At 65.6% G+C, this 18,657-nt stretch carries 18 protein-coding genes and 1 pseudogene; 8 read left to right on the top strand and 11 right to left on the bottom strand.

The window, feature by feature from the left end; all coding sequences use genetic code 11:
• Window positions 1-3: 3 nt before the first annotated feature.
• Both EN804_RS17405 and EN804_RS17400 read left to right on the top strand, forming a co-directional pair.
• Window positions 4-849 carry an SMP-30/gluconolactonase/LRE family protein gene (locus EN804_RS17405; protein ID WP_135916917.1) on the top strand — a complete coding sequence of 282 codons (846 nt, stop codon included), beginning with the start codon at window positions 4-6 and terminating at the stop codon, window positions 847-849.
• 237 nt (window positions 850-1,086) lie between these two features.
• Complete coding sequence (locus EN804_RS17400) at window positions 1,087-2,433, top strand: FAD-binding oxidoreductase (protein WP_135920428.1); 1,347 nt, start codon at window positions 1,087-1,089, stop codon at window positions 2,431-2,433.
• Window positions 2,434-2,483: 50 nt separating this feature from the next.
• On the opposite strand, the gene nanR is transcribed toward EN804_RS17400, so the two are convergent.
• A complete protein-coding gene (gene nanR, locus EN804_RS17395) occupies window positions 2,484-3,185 on the bottom strand; it encodes a transcriptional regulator NanR (RefSeq protein WP_272483020.1) in 702 nt (233 codons plus the stop codon).
• Between the two features lie 219 nt (window positions 3,186-3,404).
• On the opposite strand from nanR, the gene EN804_RS17390 reads away from it, so the two are divergent.
• From EN804_RS17390 to EN804_RS17370, 5 genes are all read left to right on the top strand, one after another.
• Window positions 3,405-5,006 (top strand): ABC transporter substrate-binding protein, encoded by a 1,602-nt coding sequence (locus tag EN804_RS17390; protein ID WP_189524531.1) that lies wholly within the window; start codon window positions 3,405-3,407, stop codon window positions 5,004-5,006.
• 86 nt (window positions 5,007-5,092) lie between these two features.
• Entirely contained in the window at window positions 5,093-6,049 is a 957-nt protein-coding gene (locus EN804_RS17385; protein ID WP_127275910.1) for an ABC transporter permease, read from the top strand.
• Complete coding sequence (opp4C, locus tag EN804_RS17380; protein WP_135880957.1) at window positions 6,042-6,941, top strand: oligopeptide ABC transporter permease; 900 nt, start codon at window positions 6,042-6,044, stop codon at window positions 6,939-6,941. The genes EN804_RS17385 and opp4C overlap by 8 nt, the downstream gene beginning before the upstream one ends.
• Window positions 6,938-9,013, top strand: a complete 2,076-nt coding sequence (locus EN804_RS17375; RefSeq protein WP_135920426.1) for an ABC transporter ATP-binding protein — start codon at window positions 6,938-6,940, stop codon at window positions 9,011-9,013. Before opp4C ends, EN804_RS17375 begins: the two co-directional genes overlap by 4 nt.
• A 25-nt stretch (window positions 9,014-9,038) precedes the next feature.
• The gene (locus tag EN804_RS17370; RefSeq protein ID WP_167531257.1) at window positions 9,039-9,935 is read left to right on the top strand and encodes a dihydrodipicolinate synthase family protein; all 897 of its coding nucleotides are present in this window, start codon (window positions 9,039-9,041) and stop codon (window positions 9,933-9,935) included.
• 90 nt (window positions 9,936-10,025) lie between these two features.
• On the opposite strand, the gene EN804_RS17365 is transcribed toward EN804_RS17370, so the two are convergent.
• From EN804_RS17365 to EN804_RS17350, 4 genes are read right to left on the bottom strand one after another with little or no spacing between them, the layout of a single operon-like run.
• Window positions 10,026-10,811, bottom strand: a complete 786-nt coding sequence (locus EN804_RS17365) for an N-formylglutamate amidohydrolase (protein ID WP_127870911.1) — start codon at window positions 10,809-10,811, stop codon at window positions 10,026-10,028.
• Window positions 10,811-12,133: a glutamine synthetase gene (locus tag EN804_RS17360; protein ID WP_135880955.1), complete on the bottom strand. Its 1,323-nt coding sequence runs from the start codon at window positions 12,131-12,133 to the stop codon at window positions 10,811-10,813. The genes EN804_RS17365 and EN804_RS17360 overlap by 1 nt, the downstream gene beginning before the upstream one ends.
• Window positions 12,130-12,792 carry an isochorismatase family cysteine hydrolase gene (locus EN804_RS17355; RefSeq protein ID WP_135880954.1) on the bottom strand — a complete coding sequence of 221 codons (663 nt, stop codon included), beginning with the start codon at window positions 12,790-12,792 and terminating at the stop codon, window positions 12,130-12,132. The genes EN804_RS17360 and EN804_RS17355 overlap by 4 nt, the downstream gene beginning before the upstream one ends.
• Complete coding sequence (locus EN804_RS17350; protein ID WP_127275916.1) at window positions 12,789-13,733, bottom strand: MurR/RpiR family transcriptional regulator; 945 nt, start codon at window positions 13,731-13,733, stop codon at window positions 12,789-12,791. The genes EN804_RS17355 and EN804_RS17350 overlap by 4 nt, the downstream gene beginning before the upstream one ends.
• Window positions 13,734-13,806: 73 nt before the next feature.
• Here EN804_RS17350 and EN804_RS38020 point away from each other — a divergent pair.
• Window positions 13,807-14,113: pseudogene (locus EN804_RS38020) on the top strand (hypothetical protein); the annotation flags it as partial.
• 55 nt (window positions 14,114-14,168) lie between these two features.
• On the opposite strand, the gene EN804_RS17340 reads toward EN804_RS38020, so the two are convergent.
• The 6 genes from EN804_RS17340 to EN804_RS17315 all read right to left on the bottom strand — a co-directional run bounded on the left by EN804_RS17340 (window position 14,169) and on the right by EN804_RS17315 (window position 18,631).
• Window positions 14,169-14,657, bottom strand: coding sequence for a helix-turn-helix transcriptional regulator (locus EN804_RS17340; RefSeq protein ID WP_127275917.1), 489 nt, complete (start codon window positions 14,655-14,657; stop codon window positions 14,169-14,171).
• 178 nt (window positions 14,658-14,835) lie between these two features.
• Window positions 14,836-15,651 carry a serine protease gene (locus EN804_RS17335; RefSeq protein WP_127870912.1) on the bottom strand — a complete coding sequence of 272 codons (816 nt, stop codon included), beginning with the start codon at window positions 15,649-15,651 and terminating at the stop codon, window positions 14,836-14,838.
• Entirely contained in the window at window positions 15,648-15,998 is a 351-nt protein-coding gene (locus EN804_RS17330; protein WP_127281154.1) for a hypothetical protein, read from the bottom strand. The genes EN804_RS17335 and EN804_RS17330 overlap by 4 nt, the downstream gene beginning before the upstream one ends.
• Window positions 15,999-16,014: 16 nt before the next feature.
• Window positions 16,015-16,719, bottom strand: coding sequence for a hypothetical protein (locus tag EN804_RS17325; protein ID WP_127870913.1), 705 nt, complete (start codon window positions 16,717-16,719; stop codon window positions 16,015-16,017).
• A 47-nt stretch (window positions 16,720-16,766) separates the two neighbouring features.
• On the bottom strand, window positions 16,767-17,801 hold the full coding sequence (locus tag EN804_RS17320) for a DUF4438 domain-containing protein (RefSeq protein ID WP_127870914.1): 1,035 nt from the start codon (window positions 17,799-17,801) through the stop codon (window positions 16,767-16,769).
• The gene (locus EN804_RS17315; protein ID WP_127280028.1) at window positions 17,798-18,631 is read right to left on the bottom strand and encodes a hypothetical protein; all 834 of its coding nucleotides are present in this window, start codon (window positions 18,629-18,631) and stop codon (window positions 17,798-17,800) included. The genes EN804_RS17320 and EN804_RS17315 overlap by 4 nt, the downstream gene beginning before the upstream one ends.
• Window positions 18,632-18,657: the final 26 nt, after the last annotated feature.

Here is an 18,657-nt window from a genome sequence, read left to right as displayed (position 1 = left end):
TCCATGCCAAAGCCGTTGCTCGACATGTCGGCCGCGCGCGTCTTCTTCGACGGCATCTTCACCAGCCCGCGCGTCGCGCATCCTGAGGGCGTGGCGGTCCACCGTGATGGCTGGATCTGGTGCGGCACCGAGACAGGTGATCTCCTGCGGCTGGCCGCCGACGGCGGTTCGGTCGAGCGCATGGGCGGCACGGATGGCTTTCTGCTCGGCATCGCCTTCGATAGCGCGGGCAACTGCTTTGCCTGCGATCTCAGGCATGCCGCGATCTTCCGCCGGGACGCCGCGACAGGTCGCATGGAGCGCTTCGCGTCGTCCGGCATCCGCGTGCCGAACTATCCGATCGTCGATGAGTCCAGGGGCTGGCTCTACGTGTCGGACAGCGTTGGTGAGGACAATCGTTCGGGCATCTTTCGCTACGACCTCAAGACCGGCGAAGGTGGCCTGTGGTGCCGGGAGGCGATGTCCTTCGCCAACGGCATGGCCATGGCGCCTGATGGCAATGGCCTCTATGTCGTGGAGAGCGACGCGCCCTGCATCAGCCATGTGCCGATCCTCGCCGACGGCGCGGCAGGGCCGCGAAAAGTCGTCGTCGAAGGCGTGCACAATGTTCCCGATGGGCTCGCCTTCGCGTCTGACGGCGCGCTGTTCATCTCGTGCTACGAGCCAAGCCGCATCTATCGCTGGCGGCCGGACCGAGGCCTCGAAGTGCTGATCGAGGACCCGGCGGCCACCACACTGGCGCATCCCACCAACATCGCCTTCAAGGGCGACAAACTCTACACGGCGAATCTCGGCCGCTGGCACATCACCGAGATCGATCTGACGGCGCTTCGAGAGCTGGAAAGCTGAACCACCATCCAATTTCGCCACGGCATGGACTGGCGGCCGCGGCTCAGTTCTCGAAGCCTGGCCGCGGCGACGAGAAGCGGCCTCGACGGGTGGTCAACAATTTCATCGAGCTGGCATGCAAATTTTCGAGACCGGTCGTGTAGTGCTCGTTGACGCACGTCGTGGGTGGCTTGCGACTTTCGCGCCACCGGGACCAGCCATCGGCGTCGGGCCACGCTTATGAACAAGGATAATCCTTTGACGATCTTCCCTTTCACCGAGGCCAGTCCGATCCAGTTTCAAGCGCCGCTGCCGAAGACGTCGGATGTGGTCATTGTCGGCGGTGGCATCATCGGCGTGACCGCGGCCTTGTTCCTGGCCCGGCGCAACATACCGGTGACTTTGCTGGAGAAGGGGCGCATCGCCGCGGAGCAGTCCTCGCGCAATTGGGGCTGGATCCGCCAGCAGGGCCGCGACGCGGACGAACTGCCCATCGTCATCGAAGCGCAGCGTCTCTGGCGCCAACTGGCCGAGGAGTGCGGCGAGGACATAGGCCTCACGCAGACCGGCGTGACCTATCTTGCGCGCACCGACAAGGAAATGGCTGATTTCGCCAAATTCCTGAAGGTCGCAGAGGCCCATGGCGTCGACACGCGTCTCCTCGACCAAGGCGAGACCGCCAAGCTGATCCCAGCCATGTCTCGCTCCTTCAAGGGTGCCATGACCACGCCGTCGGACATGCGCGCCGAGCCCTGGGTCGCCGTGCCGGCCCTTGCCCGCCTGGCCGCTCGCCAGGGTGTCACCATCATCGAGAACTGTGCGGCACGCATGCTCGATATCTCCGCGGGGCGTATCAGCGGGGTCTGGACCGAAAAAGGCCGCATCGCCACGTCGAACGTGCTTGTCGCCAGCGGTGCCTGGACGTCGCTGTTCCTGCGCGCGCATGGCGTCTCGATCCCGCAGCTCAGTGTCCGCACGACCGTCGCGGCGACCGCGCCGATGCCGGAAATCCATGCTGGCGCCGCCGCGGACGAACGCATCGCCTTCCGGCGTAGAAAGGACGGTGGATACACGCTGGCGGCGGGAGGCAGCCACCTGCTCTATGTCGGGCCGGATGCTTTGCGTCACGCACCGAAATATCTGCCCGCCCTGAAGGCGAACCCTTTCGGTACGCGCTACCTGCCGGCGGCGCCTCGTGCATATCCCGACAGCTGGTCTACCCCGCGCAAATGGGATGCCGACAAGCAAAGCCCGTTCGAACGGATGCGCGTTCTCAATCCTGTGCCGGAGCCCAGGGCGCTTCACGCCATCGATCGTGGGTTCAAGGAGCTCTTCCCGCAATTCGAGGCGGTGCCGCTCAGGGCAAGCTGGGCCGGCATGATCGATGCGATGCCGGATGTCGTGCCGGTGGTCGATCGCGCCGCAGCGGTTCCGGGTCTCGTCATCGCGACCGGGATGAGTGGCCATGGCTTCGGCATAGGGCCCGGCATGGGCCGCGTCCTGTCCGACTTGATCCAGGGCAACGAGGCTGGACACAACCTTCACAGGTTCCGTCTATCCCGGTTCAGCGACGGCAGCCGTATCCTGATGGGGCCATCGCTCTAGACGAGATGGCCCCGACGTTTCACGCGGCGTAGATAGCCGCGATCTTTCTATTAGTCGGGTTTCGACTGGCCCGGATTGAACTTGCGCCGGGCGTTTTCCAGATGCTCCCGCATCGCTTGGCCAGCGGCTTCGGGATCGTGCCGTTCGATAGCTTCGAACACGTTTTTGTGCCCGGCGAAGCTGATGCGGTTTTCGAGCTCGGTATTGGCCATGTGGATGCGCTGGTTGATCAGCCATTCCACCAGCGCCTCGTGCGCGGCGAGAAAAATCGGATTGCCGGGGATCGCGGTCAGCACGCGGTGAAAGGCGACGTCGGTGAGGGCGAAAGCGCGGGCGCGTGAAATGGCGCGTTCATTTTCGGCAAGCGCCGCCGCCAGCGCGTCGATCTGTGAACGTGTCGCCACCTCCGCGGCATGGCGCGCGATCGAGACTTCGAGAAACAGCCGCAACTGCTCGAAATGACCGATGCCATCCGGCTGGTCCATCAAAAGATGCGCGGTGCCCGTCAGCTGCTCCAGCATGTTCTTCGGCGTCGGTCGCGTCACCTTGGGCCGCTCGCCGCTGTTGATGCGCACGAGGCCCATCTTTTCCAGCGCAAACAACGCCTCGCGCACCGAGGGGCGCCCGACATCGAACATCGACATCAACTCGCGCTCGGACGGCAGCGAAGCGCCGACCGGATAGACCTCGTCCCGGATCATCGCCTCCAGGCGGAGGCGGACTTCATCGGACAATTTTTTTCGAACCGGCATATTGTGCATGGTGTACCTTTTAAGCTATTAGACCAATCACCGCAAGCGAGCACAGGGCAAGGAGTTGTGGATCGCTGGGGCTTGGCGCGACCGAAGGGTAGGAGGAGGTCGCTGCTTGCAATGAGCGACCGGACGCCAAACCGCGACCAAACGACCGCGAGAAAGCGCGCTCAGACGTCAGCCACGACCGGCCGAGACAATCCAAGGGAGGAGAATTCCATGAGACGATTTCTGATCAGCCTTTTGCCGGCGCTGGCGCTCATGCTTGCTGCGGGTGCCGTGAAGGCCGAAGGAGGCGGCACGTTCCGCTCCGCCATGCGTACCGGCTGCATCGAGATGGGCACGCTGCACACCACCTGCGGCCATCGGCTCGACGAGACCGTGCTGCAGGGCCTCGTCCACATCAAATGGACGGGCGACGGCGTGCAGCCGATGCTGGCCGAGAGCTGGAAGACGGCGGACGGCGGCAAGACCTATGTCTTCAACCTGCGCCATGGTGTCAAATGGCATGACGGCACGCCTTTCACCGCCAAGGACGTGGTGTTCAGCCTCAATCTCTACGCCAATCCGAAGGTCGGTTCGCCCTGGGCGCAGAAGCTTTCCGCCGTGGACGGATACAAGGCCTTCCAGGATGGCTCGGCCACCTCGCTTGCCGGGGTGAAGGCGTTGGACGACGCGACCGTGCAGATCGAACTCGACAGCGCCAAGCCGCTCTGGGTCGAGCTGCAGCTCATCGCCATCAGCATCTTTCCCGAGCACATCCTGGGCAAGGTCGCGCCCGCCGACGTCAAGGGCAATGCGTTCTGGGTCAATCGGGTCGGCACCGGCCCGTTTATCTGGAAGAAGTATGAGAGCGACCAGTATGTCGAGGTCGACCGCAATCCCGACTATTTCCTCGGCGCGCCCAAGCTCGACCGCATCATCTACCAGATCTACAAGGACGTGCCGCCGATTATCGCCGCGCTCGAGACGCAGGAGGTCGACGCCATGTCCTATGAGGGCGGCGGCGTGCCGATCTCCGAACTGCCCCGCCTGCAGAAGCTCGACTATCTGACGGTGCTGCCGAAATTCTCCGCCGGCTTGCCGACCTATCTGCAGTTCAATCTGGAGAACAAGCGCTTCGCCGATGCGCGCGTGCGCCAGGCGATGCTCTATGCCATCGACCGCAAGGCGATCATCGACACCGTCAAGCAGGGCGCCGGCGAACTGTTGAACACGCTGTTCCCGCAGGATTGGGCGCGCGCCAAGGACCTCGAACCCTACGACTACAATCCCGACAAGGCCAAGCAGTTGCTTACCGACGCGGGCTGGGATGCGAGCCAGCCGGTCGATTTCATCTACTACTATTCCGACCAGATGAACGTCGACACCGTCACCGCCATCCAGAGTTATCTGGCCGCCGTCGGCGTCAACATCCAGCCGCGCCTGCTCGATCCGGCGGCGATCAACCAGGTCTATGCCGACGGCAGCTTCCAGATGGGCTTCTTCGCGCAAGGCATGGGGCTCGACCCCTCGCTCGGCTCGCCCCTGGTGGTCTGCGGCGCCAAGCCGCTCGCCATGGGCTACTGCAACCCCAAGGTCGATGAGCTGTTCAACAAGGGTCTGGAGTCAAACGACCGCGCCACACGCGCCGCGAGCTATCAGGAGGCCTCGCGCATCCTCAACCAGGACCTGCCCAAGGCCTGGCTTTGGAACGAGGTGCGGCCGCTCGCCTTCAACAACCGCATCGTCGGCCTCGCCCAGCACTTCAAGCAACAGCCGCTCGTGATCTTCAACCACCCCGTCTACAACGAAGTCGAGAAATGGGAGGTGGCGAAATAGCCGCGGATAGCCTTGCCGGTCGTGGGGCTCTGACCGAGCCTCCCGATCCGTTGTCTCAAAACCGCCTTCAGCCATAGGAGAGGCCGGTGCTCAGCTATCTCCTGCGCAAACTCTTGCTCAGCATCCCGGTGCTGTTCGGCGTCACCGTGATCGTCTTCGCCATCGCGCATGCCATGCCGGGTGACGCGGTGCTGGCGATGATCACGGCGGAGGCGCCGTCGAGCGAGGAACTGATTGCCATGCGGCGCGGCGAACTCGGCCTCGACCAGCCGGTCTACATCCAGTACCTCCACTGGATCGGCCAGATCCTGCACGGCAATCTCGGCCGCTCCTTCGTCAATGGCCGCAGTGTCGGCGACATCATCGTCGAGCGGTTGCCGATGACGCTGGAACTGATGGGCGTCGCACTGCTCGTCGCTTTCGTCATCGGCACCACGCTGGGCGTGATCTCGGCGCTCAGGCAATACAAGCTCACCGACTATTCGCTGACGCTTGCCGGCTTTGTCGGCGTCTCGATCCCGGACTTCTTCATGGGACTGCTGCTCGTCTACGTCTTTGCCCTGGAGCTGCGCTGGCTGCCGTCGTCGGGCATTTCCACGGCTGGTGAAAACTTCTCGCTCCTCGACAATCTCAGGCACCTCGTCCTGCCCGCGGCCGCACTTGCGTTGTTCCGTGCCGCGATCTTCATGCGCTATGCCCGCGCCGGCATGCTCGAAGTGCTGAACCAGAGCTATATGCGCACCGCCAAGGCCAAGGGCCTCAAGCCCCGCACCATCACGTTGCGCCACGGCCTGCGCAACGCGCTGATCCCGCTGGTTACCGTCTTCGGCCTGGCGCTGCCGACGCTGTTCGGCGGCTCGGTGGTGATCGAGACCATTTTCCAGTGGCCAGGCATCGGCCTGATGTTCATCGATTCCGTGGTGAACAGGGATAGTCCCGTGATCATGGGCTACGTGCTGATCACCGCCATCATCGTCATGCTGGCCAATCTCGGCACCGACCTCGCCTACAGCGTGCTCGACCCCAGGGTGAGCTATGACTGACGCCGCCCTCGACATGACGATCGCCGCCGGCGCATCGCGCGGCCTGTGGGGCGAGGCGGCGCGCCGCTTCCTCAACCACCGCCTGGCAACGCTCGGCCTGATCATGCTCGCCATTATCGTGCTCGCCTGCGTGCTGGCGCCGCTGATCGCCCATTACGGCCCCAACGAAATCGATCTCAGAGGTCGCAACCAGCCGCCTGGCGGCATGCACTGGCTGGGCACGGACGGCACCGGCCGCGACATCTTCGCCCGCATCCTCTATGGCGGCCGTATATCGCTGACGGTCGGCTTCGTCGCCGTGGCGATCTCGGCGGCGATCGGCATCTTCATCGGTTGCGTCGCCGGCTATTTCGGCGGCAAGGTGGACCTCCTGCTGATGGGCCTGATCGACATGGTGCTGACCTTCCCGCGCCTGGTCATCATCATTGCCTTCGTCGCGGTCGTCGGGCCCAGCATCTTCAACACCATGGTGGTGATCGGACTGCTCAGCTGGCCTTCCATCGCCCGCCTGACGCGTGGTGAGATCCTGGCCTTGCGCAACCAGGAATTCATCCTGGCCGCGCGCTCGCTCGGCACCTCGCCCCCGGTCATCATCCTCGAACACATCCTGCCCAATGTGCTCAGCCCAATCCTGGTGGCGATCACGCTCGACGTGGCGACCGTCATACTGCTCGAAGCTTCGCTCTCCTTCCTCGGCCTTGGCGCGCAGGCGCCGGCCGCCAGTTGGGGCAACATGCTGCGCGACGCCCGCACGCTGTCGATCCTGGAGAGCCAGCCCTGGATGTGGATCCCGCCCGGCGCGATGATCGCCATGGCCGTACTCAGCATCAACTTCGTCGGCGACGGCCTGCGCGATGCGCTCGACCCGCAGCACATCATGGGTGGCAAATGATCGGCGCCGACACGCTTGCCGTCGGCAGGGCCGCGAAGGGGATCGGGCAGCAGGCGGTGCTTTCGGTGCAGGGGCTGAGCGTCGAATTTGGCCCGAGCGGCAATTCCGTCTATGCCGTCAACGACGTTTCCTTCGACCTTGCCGAGGGCGAGTCGCTGGCGATCGTCGGCGAGAGCGGCTCCGGTAAATCGGTCACCGTGCAGACGCTGATGGGCCTGATCCGCAAGCCGCCCGGCCGCGTCACCGCGGGCCGGGCGCTGTTTCGTGGCCGCGATCTCCTGGCCATGCCCGACAGAGAGCTGCGCCAGATACGCGGCCGCGACATCGCCATGATCTTCCAGGATCCGATGTCGTCGCTGAATCCGGTGCTGACCATCGGCCTGCAACTGACCGAGGCGCTGCGCGAGCACCAGGGCCTGAACGACGCCGAGGCCGAACGCCAGGCTCTCGACATGCTGGCGCTGGTCGGCATCGCCAACGCGCCGCAGCGCATGCGCGCCTTTCCGCACCAGTTCTCGGGCGGCCAGTTGCAGCGCATCGGCATCGCCATGGCGCTGGTGTGCAAACCGTCGATCCTGATCGCCGACGAGCCGACGACCGCGCTCGACGTCACCATCCAGGCGCAGATCGTCGAGTTGGTCGTGCGCCTGCAGAAGCAGCTCGGCATGGCAATCATCTGGATCAGCCACGACCTCAGCCTCGTCGCCGGCTTCGTCGATCGCGTCGCGGTGATGTATGCCGGCTCGATCGTCGAAAGCGCGCCGGTCGGCGATTTGTTTTCGGCAACCAAGCATCCCTATACGATCGGCCTGTTGAACTCGATCCCGTCGCTGACGGCGGCCAACACCAGGCTGGTGCCGATCAAGGGCGCGCCGCCCAATGTCACGCTGGCGCCGACCTTCTGCACCTTCGCGCCGCGCTGCGACCATGCCGAGGCGCGCTGCCGCCAGGCAAGGCCGCCGCTGGAAGCTGCCGGTGCCGATCAGACCGTCGCCTGCTGGCGCTGGCGGGAGGTGGAACGGGGGCCGCGCACGGGCGCCGGCGCCGCTGACAAGCCGGCCGTGACGGCACCGAAGCAGGAAGAGCTGCTCACCGTCACCGATCTCAAGGTGCATTTTCCGATCCGGCGCGGCGTGCTCAGGCGGCAGGTCGGCGCGGTGCATGCCGTCGACGGCGTCAGCTTCGAGGTGATGCGCGGCGAGACGCTCGCGCTGGTCGGCGAAAGCGGCTGCGGCAAATCGACGACCGGCCGCGCCGTGCTGGGCCTTGAGCGCCCCAGCGCCGGCAGCATTGTCTTCGAGGGCAGGAATTATGCGGGCGCGACAGGCGAGGAGCTGAAGCAGCGCCGCCGCGACATGCAGATGGTTTTCCAGAACCCGTTCGGTTCGCTCAACCCGCGCATGACCGTCGGCCGCATTATCAGCGAAGGGTTGCGTGCGCAGAAGATCGGCACCCGCGCCTCGCGCGATGCCCGTGTCAGCGAATTGCTGGCGCTGGTGGGTCTCCGGGAAGCGCTGCGCAACCGCTATCCGTTCGAACTCTCCGGCGGCCAGCGCCAGCGCGTCGGCATTGCCCGCGCGCTTGCCGCCAATCCGAAATTCATCATCGCCGACGAGCCGATCTCGGCGCTCGACGTTTCGATCCAGGCGCAGATCGTCAATTTGCTCGACGACCTCAAGCCGCGCCTCGGCCTGACCTATCTGTTCGTCGGGCACGATCTGTCGATGATCCGCTATCTCAGCGACCGCGTCGCGGTGATGTATCTCGGCCGCATCGTCGAGATCGGCACCACGAAAGCGGTGTTCGGCGCACCACTGCATCCCTATACGCGCGCGCTGTTGTCGGCGATCCCGGAGCCCGATCCCAAGGCGGGGGGCACACGCCGCCGCATCGTGCTCGGCGGTGGCGTGCCCGATCCGTCGAAGCCGCCGCCCGGCTGCCATTTCCATCCGCGCTGCCCCCTGGCGACCGAGATCTGCACCAAGGTCGATCCGGCACGGCGCGATTTCGGCTCCGCCGGCACCGGCCAGCATCTCGTCGCCTGCCACCACGCTGGCGAAGCCACATCATGACAAATCTGGAAAACCGAGGATCCCAATGACCAAGCAATTGGCGGGTATGTATGCCGCCCTGATGACCGGACTGAGCGATGCCGGCGAGTTCGATCCGCAACGGCAGCGCAACATCAACGACTATGTGCTGCGCCAGGGTCTGGCAGGCCTCTATGTCGGTGGCAGCAGCGGCGAATCCGGCCTGCTGACGGTGGACGAATTGTTGGCGCAGCAAGAGGTGGTCTTCGCCGGCGCGGTCTCAAGTGGCGTCAAGCTGATCGCCCATGTCGGCATGCCGAACCTGCGTGATTCCATCCGTCTGGCGCGGCAGGCGCGCAAGCTCGGCTATCACGCGCTGTCGGCGTTGCCGCCGCATTCCTACCCGTTCTCCGACGAAGAAGTCTTCGGCTACTACCAGGCGCTGGCGGCGGCGACCGACCTGCCGCTTATCGTCTACGAAATCCCCTTGCGCACCGGCCGGCCGCTGCCGCTTCCCCTGCTGGTCCGGCTGCTCGATCTCAGCAATGTCGTCGGCATCAAGTTCACCTCCACCGACCTGTTCAAATATTCCCTGCTGCGCAAGCGGCAGCCGCAGAAGCTGTTCTACTACGGCTTCGATGAGATCTATGCCGCCGCCGGCATGCTCGGCACCGAGGGTGGTATCGGAACTACCTACAATCTGCTCGGCAGGCTCTACGTGGCGATTGATCAGGCCGTTCGCGGCGGCGATCTGCGCCAGGCGAAGGCGCTGCAGATGGTGTCGCAGGATTTCGTCGAGGCAGTGCTGGAAACCGGTGTGCTGCCGGGCATGAAGGCGGCGTTCCGCGTCATCGGCGTCGATTGCGGTCCGACCCGTGCCCCGATGACACTGGCTGTCGCCGACGCCGAGGACCGCATGCGTGCCGTTCTCGCTCGCCCGGCGATCAAGGAGTGGCTGGCGTGAGCCGCGGCTCCCGTTACTGATAAAGCGGTGCCACGCTGAGTGCCGATCTGCGCGATGGTCGCGCGTCATGTCCGCGCAGGTCGAGATTCTTCACGAAGTTGTCTCCGTCTCGCGGGCGGGCAGCGCCGCCGCCAGCCGGTCCGCCCATTCCTCGATGCCGGACCGTGTCGACAGCAGGTCCTGCCTTATCTCGATGAGGACAGCAGGGATGCCGCGATCATCGCCATGGATGGGCACGGCGTAGTCGGCGTCGCGGCTGATCACATAGGGCACGTTGGCCGCGACGTTGAGCGACGCGTCGGCGCGCAGGCCCGAAAGGATCGCTGCGGCGAGATCGGCGGCATGGTCATGCAGCACGCCCGCATGCCATGGTCTTGCGACGCCAAGGAAGACCGGCGTGAAGGAATGGATCGTCACGATTCGCGTCGGCCTGCCCTCGGCCGCCCGTCGGTCGAGATGTGCGGTCACCCGGTCATGGAACGGCGAAAACATGATCTTGGCGCGTCGGTCCCGTTCCGCCGCCTCGATACCGGCATTGCCGGGAATGTCGGTGTCCTCCGACAGCAGGGGGATGCTGCCCGGGCTGTCCAGCGGCCGGTTGAGGTCGATCAGCAGCCGGGAATAGCCGCTGAGGAAGGCCGGCGCATCGAGCCGCGCCGACAACAGGCGCGTCACCTCCGAGGCGCCGATGTCCCAGGCGATGTGGCGCCGCAGGTGGCTGGCATCGAGCCCCAGCTGCCGATATTCGGCCGGCATGTGGTTGGACGCATGCTCGCACAGCAGCACGATGTCGCAGCGGCCGTGCTCGTTGAGAACCTCGACGGCGTCGGGCCAGTCCCCTTGAGCGGGCGTGTTCCTTTCACTCCGTGCGGTCATCAATAGAGCGTCCGGTAGAGATCGCAGATGGCGGCCGGATCGAGGCCGGCCAGGCGCTCGGCTTCATGCTGCTTCAGCCCGACGAAGGTCTCGATGAAGATCGGGGCGAACCATCCCGTGACGGTCTTGTCGGCCAGAAGCGCGTCCAGCGCCGCCGGCAAGGTTTCGGGCAGCCGCACCAGGCCAAGCTTTGCCCGTTCCGCCTCGCTCATCAGCGTCGGGTCGCCGGTGACCAGCGGCGGCGAGGGAAGATCCGCCTTCAGCCCTTCCAGCCCGGCGCGGATGATCGCGGCCAGCGACAAATAAGGATTGCCGGTGGCGTCGGCCGCCCGGTACTCGACATTGTACTGCCGTGCCGGATCGCGTCCGCCGATCGTCACCGTCGGGCAAATGCGCAGCGACGCCTCGCGGTCACGGTCGGCGAGCCAGGTGTAGGACGAACTCCAGCTGTGCGGCTTGAGGCGATAGAAGGATGATACGCTCGACGCCGTCATGGCGGTCATCCCAGGCAGATGGCGCAGCACGCCGGCACAGAAGGCGCCGGCCTTGGCGGAGAGGCCGCCGGGCCGCGCCGCATCGTAAGTCGCCGGCTTGCCGTCTTCGTCGACGAAGCTGAAATGAATGTGCACGCCGTTGCCGACGGCATTGGGGGCGATCTTGGGCGCGAAGCTCGCGCGCCAGCCGGCATTGCGCGCCACTTCGCGCGTGATTTCGCGGATGGCGACGGCGCGATCGGCTGCCGTCAGCGCATCGGCCGGCTCGTGCGTCACTTCGAATTGTTCATTGCCGAATTCGGCGATGACGACTTCGGGGCCGACGCCTGCCTCCTCCAGCGCCGCCATCAGATTGGGGGCGAACGGGTCGGTGCGGCGCAGCGCCGCAAAGGACATCGAATGCGCCGGCGCGAAGCTGCCATCGGCAATGTGGAATTCGTGCTCGAAGGCGGCGATGACGGAAAGGCCGGTCGCAGCCTTCAATTCCGCCAGCGCGTCCCGGAGCATGGTCCGCGTGCAGCCGAGCCACGGGCTGCCGTCGAGCTCGACGATGTGGCCGGCCACCATGTCGAACGGGGTCGCCGATCCCGTCCGTTCGGTGCGGAAGCGTGCCTTGAGATCGGGGATCAGCCGAAGGTCCCCCGACGAGCCCCAGGGGTTGGGATCGACGATCGAATTGAACGGCGTCATCGACAGATTGGCCTGCAGCCAGCCGACACCGGTCGCGGCGGTTTTTTGCAACTTGCCTTCAGTAACGAAGCGGCCCCGCGTAATGGCGGAGAGATCCGTGGTGACGACGGCAACGAGAGGCTCGACGGTCGATGTCATGCCGTTTTTCCCAGGGCGTTGAAGCGGTCGACGACGGTGTCCGTGTCCGTGACCCAGCAATAGCCGCCGAAGGCCTTCAGCGCGATGTCGTGACGTTCCTGGGTGATGGTGGCGCAGGCATCCGACACGCAGGTGACGAGATATCCACGGTCGGCGCCGTCGCGCACCGTCATGTCGACGCACTGGTCGGTCAGCACGCCGACCACGACGAGGTAGCGGATGCCGAGGTTTTTCAGGAGGTAGTCGACATTGGTCGAGTTGAAGATGCCGGACGAGGTTTTCGGCAGCATGATCTCGTCGCCGACCGGCGCCAGCGATGCAACCGGTAGGCCTTCGGGCAGGCTGCGCGCGATATGGATGGGCGTCAGCTTGTGGTCGAGCGAACGGTCGCGGCCATCTTCGGTCAGGCTCTGTATGATGGTGTGCAGCACCTCGACGCCATTGGCCCGCGCCGCCGCCAGCAGGCGCTCCTGGTTGGGGATCGTCTGCAAGGCTGTCTGCCGGTAGAAATAATGGTCTGGGCCGCGCTCCGGATGCGAGGGGTCTGCGCCCGGCTCCAGCCAGATGCGCTGCATGTCGACGAGCAGCAGCGCCGTCTCGCCGGCACGGAAGGCTTCGTCTCGCTTGGGTAGGGCCCGCTTGGATAAGGTTTGGGTCATGCCTTGTCGTCCTGCTTTGCTGCTTTGGGTCCAGGTGTCTTGCGTGGTCCAGCTGTTTTTCGGGGGCCAACCGTCTGGCCTTCCGCATCGCTGTCGAGCGTCACCGCATTGGCGTGCCGCACTTTCTCGATTCTCTCGATACGGGCCCGGGCGTCATCGCCCAGCGTCGAAACGATCTGGGCGGTCAACGCCTCCATCTGTGCGATCGCCGGCGCCAGCGTGTCATAGGGTGAGGCGACTTCGAGTGGGCTGACGATCGTGACTTCGGCGAGGTCTGATATCGGCGACAGCCATTGGTCGGTGAACAGAAGAATGCGCACATCGAGCGCGGCCGCCTGGCTTGCATAGGCCATCACGTCGAGCTGATAGCGGCGATAGTCGAAGACGACGAGCACGTCGCGGCGGCCGAGATCGGCCAGCGTGTCGAATGTCTGGGGGGAGAGCACGCCGAGATCGCGGACTCCGCTGCGGAACTGCGCGAGATATCCGGCCAGCATGCCGGCGATGTGGCGGCTGAACCGGCCGCCGACCAGAACGATCTCGCCCTTGGCCTCCATCAAAAGGCGGGCGGCCCGCTCGTAGGTCTGGACCGGTGTCGCGGCGGTGGCTTTCTGCAGGGCCGCGGTGACGGAATCGAGATAGGCGAGCACCGCGCTGTCGCTGGAACCGCTTTGCCGCTTGGTCTCCATCATCAACAGCGGCGAATGCAGCCTGGCCTCGACCTCTGCGAGCAGCTTTGCCTGAAAATCCGGAAACCCCTCATAGCCGAGCTTGACCACCAGCCGGACCACGGTGGGATCGCTGACGCCGGCGCGCCGCGCGAGCGACGAGGCGGTGCCAAGGCCGGAGGTCGGATAGTCCGTCAACAGCAGCCGGACGATCTTTTCCTCCGACGGCGTCAGCGCTAGATCCCCGCGCATCAGAACATCGCGTATCGCCATTGGCCTCCCCGAAATCCACAGTCTCTTGTTTTGTAAAAACTATTACAGATACTTTAAATAGTGTCAACAATGAAGGGATGTTGACATCGGACGATCGCCGGCCTTCGGCATCTTCGTCGAATATCCCCAGCAGACCCCCATCGAAGGCGAGATCCAGCAGCATGTGCCCGATAACCTGTGGCAGGTCATATCAGGCGACCAAGGGCCGGCGCGATGCCGCCCAGATCACGCTGTTCGATTCCGTAGGCTTCGCCATAGAGGACTTTTCGGCGCTGGGTTATGTCAGGGATCAGCTGAAGTCGACCAGCCTCTACCAGGAACTCGACATGCTGGCCGACCCCGACGAGCCGCGCGAACTCTTCGGCATGCTGCTCAGGGCTGACCCTTCAGGCAAGGCATCGGCTGACCCATGCTGGTCGCAGGCAGCGCCTCGATCTACCGGACATCATGGCGAAAATCCGTCCATCCGGGCAGCACGCAAGATGCGATTGCCGAGCGGCGGCCGATATTCAGCTTGGCGAAGATCCGCCTGATGTGTTCGCGCACCGTGTAGCCGCTGATGCCGAGCTGGCGTGCGATTTCCTTGTCGAGCTTGCCTTCGGCGATCAGCAGCGCGATCTGCAGCTCGCGCCGCGTCAGTATATCGGCGGCCGTGAGCGGTGTGTCGGCGGTTGCCGGAACATAGACTGCGTCATAGATCAGATAGTGAGTGCCGGCGCATACGATGCGGCCCACGGGGCGCTGATCGCCATGGCCGCTCGGGCCGCCAGGCTCCTCATCTTCGAGATGCCGGATGGCGACCAGCGAATGGCCGTTCACCACAAAACTCGATGTGTCCGTATCGGTGTTCCGCTCATTCCGTGACGCGGAGAGTTCTTCGGCGAACTCCGAAAGCCTCTGCAAGTTCTCGGCATGCCCAATCATGACCGAACGCCTTAGTTGGCAGGAAACTCATTACAATCACAAGCCCTGGCGCCTTAGCAAACGGCCACGCCACCGGACCACGGCGCAACCCGTATGAATGCTGCATTGATGGCCCGAACTATAACACTTCCCGGAATATTAGCATTCCCAAAATCATTTGGGGCCATCAATTTTCAGGTCAGGGTGCGAATCCGGAGTTGATAGAGCGCAACAGGTCCGGCGTTATCCTGACACCGCGGTTGAACAGCCCGGCCGGCGCCAGCGGCACACCCGGCCGGCAGCCCCAGGCGCCGCCCGAATGCGGGCGCGGACCGGCGGTGTGAACGGCGATGATGACCGGCGGGCCGGCCTGCTGGCGCTGGATCCAGACCGGCGCGCCGCTGTGTCCCGGACAGGTGTCGACGCTGTAGAAAAGCTGCCGCTCGGTGATCCGGTCGAGACGCTCGGCATGCTCCCACTGCGTGCCCTCCGGCTTGTCGGCCGGATAGCCTGAAATGTGCAGCAGACGCGAGGCCCGGAGCCTGTCGAGATCCTGCCGGCTCGGCGACCACAGCCGGAAAAAACCCGGCGCCGGCGAGAACGGCCGCTCGAGTTCGATCAGCCCGACATCGTGCAGCGCGGATGGCCGACGGCGGTAGGGCGGATTGACGTGCCAGCGTTTCGCCCATTGCCAGCCGAAGGGGCGCGCGTCGCGGGACGCACGGCCCGGCGTGACCCGGATGCGCACGGCAAGGTTGGGCAGGCCAAGCCGCTGCCGGATCGGGCTGGTGATGCAGTGTGCGGCGGTCAGCAGGCGCGTCGGCGAGATCAGGAAAGCGGTGCAGCCGGTCAGCCTGCCGTCGCCGAAGTCGCGCTCGATATGGCAGACCGCGCTGTGCGGAAAGCGGTTGGTGTGCGCGACTCTGGCGCGGCCGTCGGTCGGCCCGACCACCGCATAATCCGCTTCGTCGGCCAGACGGTCGAGTTCGAAGGGCGCTGGCGAGAACAGCGTCATGTGTCTTGCTCGGCTTGTGGTGGCTCGGCTTGCGGCGGCGCGACATCCGGCGGAGCCACATCGTAGATCCCGCCTCCGCTTGCCACCTCCCGTGGGACGTCGGTCGCGGCCATGTCCGCGTCCGCTGCCGGGCCGAGCATGTCGCGCAGGCGGTCCACTAGAAGATGGGCCTCTTCGCCCCGGCCCTCAAGGTAGGCCGTCGCGCGATCCATGAACTCCTCGTCGGAACCAAATTGTGGTTCCGCCGGGCGCGGCGGGACCGAGCGCAGCGCCTTGACCTCCTGGAGAACGATGGCATCGAGGTCGGCCCATACCGACCTTGCATGAGGTGCGACTTGCCCGTGCATGGAGATCTCCCTTGGTTCAGTTGGTGTACATCAGCCCCGCTTCATCGAATGTGGTGCTGTTGGGGTCATAGAGCAGTGGCCGCTCCCGGTCCTGCAGCCAGCCCTCATAGTTCCGGGCCCGCCTTGGATGCATCGCCTGGCGGGTCAGGCGAGCCGCCTGGACCAGGACCTGACCCGGTTGCAGGTTGCGGATCGCGGTGTTGACCCGGGGGTCGGCGCGGCTCGGCTGCCGGTAATGTTCGACAATCCTCTGCGCGATCGAATTGGTCCCCTTGGTCATGCCGATGCTGAGCGGACGGTCGCGGTCTATGCCGGCGCGGGTGATGCGATAGACCTGCGGCCCCGGCGCCAGGAACGGCCGCAGCAATGGATCGACGGCCTGGCCCCTGCCGGCGGCGGTGCGCGCCGCATCGATCGCGGCCAGCGACACCGGCGGCGTCCAGCCGCGCCAGCCCGGCAGTTGCGAACCCCGAGCCCGTGCCGAGGTCTGGCCGCGCGCCGGCCGCGGAGCACGTCCCCGCCGCACGGTGGCTTCGTCGAAGGAGGTGTCGCCGCCGCAACCGCAGCCGCAGCCACCGCTTGGAAAATGCCGGCGCCTGACCTCCACGGCGCGAAAGCCCTGTTGCCGGCGGCATTGTGCGCAGCCGCATGGCCGGCGGTGGCCGACTGTTTGCGCTGCCTCGTCGACCAGCGCGTCGAGTTGTTCGTCGAGATATGACATGCCGGCTCCCTTTCCTGCGTCCTGTTCAATGCCTGCCCGTTGCCGGGCTACCCCGGACCGGCCGCCACTTTTGCGTCCGCCGCCGTAGCCCGCCGGCGCAGCCGCGCCACGGTTCTTTCCCGCTGTTCGACCGTCGGCAGCGGAAAGGATGGCCGCGCCGGCTGTGGCGGCCTGATATCGAGATAGCTGGCGATGTTGGCGCTCGGATCGAGCTCAAGCTGCAATAGCGAAGCCGGTGCCGAAAGCAGCGAGACGACACCCGGGCCATGACCCGCCACGGTGCTGTCCGAGTGCACGATCACACCCACCGATACATGTCCGCCCAGCCGCGAGCGGCCGTAGCGGTTGTCTGCGTCCATGATGCCGACAATGTCGCCGAAACGCAGCGAGCCGAGCTTGTAGCGACGCACCATGCCCGGATCGGACATCTGGATGTCGTAGTCGCCGCGCAGCACATTGTTGCGGCCCAGCCCCGAACCCATGACGCGGGCGGGAATGCGATGCGTGACCTTGACGTGGATCCTGCCGTTGCGCTCCACCGGCCGCCAGCGCGCGAGCAGCCGTGGCGAGCAGTTCCAGATCGCAACGTCGGGATAGTCGGTCAGGCGCAGGCCAAGTCCATAGGCCCAGACCTGGATGCGGTCGCCGATCGCCATCTGCCGCATCGCCGGCAGCGGAAAGTCGATCAGCACCGTGTCGACGCCGCCATGCTTGCCGGTCACCACGCCGCGCGCGCCGGCGGCGCGCCCCGTCGTGACGATGGCGTGATTGCCGACGCAGGAATAGCTCTGCAGCGCCTGGTTGGCGGCATCAGGGCTGCCGCCGGCCGCGCGCGCCTCGTTGCGGATCGACACCGCCGGTTCGACATGATCGCCGGCGAGCCCGACGCAAGGGTCGCCGACGCGATGGTTGAGCACGATGCCGCCGGTGCCCGGCAGCGAGCGCGGCCTGCCGTCGTAGCCGATGCGCCACGGCGTTCCCTTCTCTGTCGGCGAAGCCACTTGCCCGGCGACGCTGATCATCACCAGGTCGCGCGCATTGGTGCGCAGGCCGTGGACCGGGTGGAGGCGGGCCGGTTTCATGCCGCCGCCTCCACTGGTGCCAGCTCGTACCAGAGCGCGCAGGCATTGCGCCAGGGATCGTCCGGCGTCTCGTCATGGTCGGCTGGATCCTCCAGCGCCCAGTCGGTTTCGCTCCAGCCGTCCGGCAGCGCCAGGATGACCGGCGCGACGACCTGCACGATGGCGGCGCTGCGGCCGCTCGCGGCGATCGGGGCGGCGGCGGGCCAGAAGGCCGGACCAGACCAACCCGGGATCGCGCCCGGATGACGTGTGGCCGGAAACGCGAGCCGCTCCAGATAGTCGCATAGCGGCGGCCGGGCACCGGCACTGCCGGCGATGGTCAGGATGTAGGTGCTCTCGGGCTGCAGCGCGGCCGACAGGGCAATGACGTCGCGCGCGCATTCGTCGAGCGGTGCTGCGGTGCCGGCGAGGTCGCCAAGCCGGGCTTCAAGCGCGGCACAACAGCCTTCGAAGCGCGGCAGCAGGGCAGTGCCTTCGCGCTCGGGCAGCGCGCTCTCATATTGCGCGTCGCCGACCCAGTGCACGCGTGACGACAGCCGGCCGTTCTGCCAGGCGCGGCGCCACGGCTCGAGCTCAAGCACCAATTCCCTGAGCGTCGCGTCCCGCGCATCGGGATGCAGCCAGCCGCCGCCCATCTGGTCCGGCCGGTGGCGGTAGTACTCGTCATTGTCGAGCAAGGTGTAGAAGCCACGCGGCAGCCAAACCCGCGCCGATTGCGACAGCGTCACCGTGACCAGCAGCCCCATCGGCGACAGCGCCAGCGGCGCATCGATGACGATGTTCGGAGGCTTGGGCGAAAAGCGCCCGGGAAGAGCCAGATGGTGGTCCATCGCGGACACCCTTCAGAAATAGAGAG

Origin of the sequence: Mesorhizobium sp. M8A.F.Ca.ET.161.01.1.1, from assembly GCF_004792105.1 — a bacterium.
Taxonomy (GTDB): Bacteria; Pseudomonadota; Alphaproteobacteria; order Rhizobiales; family Rhizobiaceae; genus Mesorhizobium.
The sequence above is the reverse complement of the archived record's forward strand: the minus strand, read 5'-3'. Positions and strand labels throughout refer to the sequence as shown.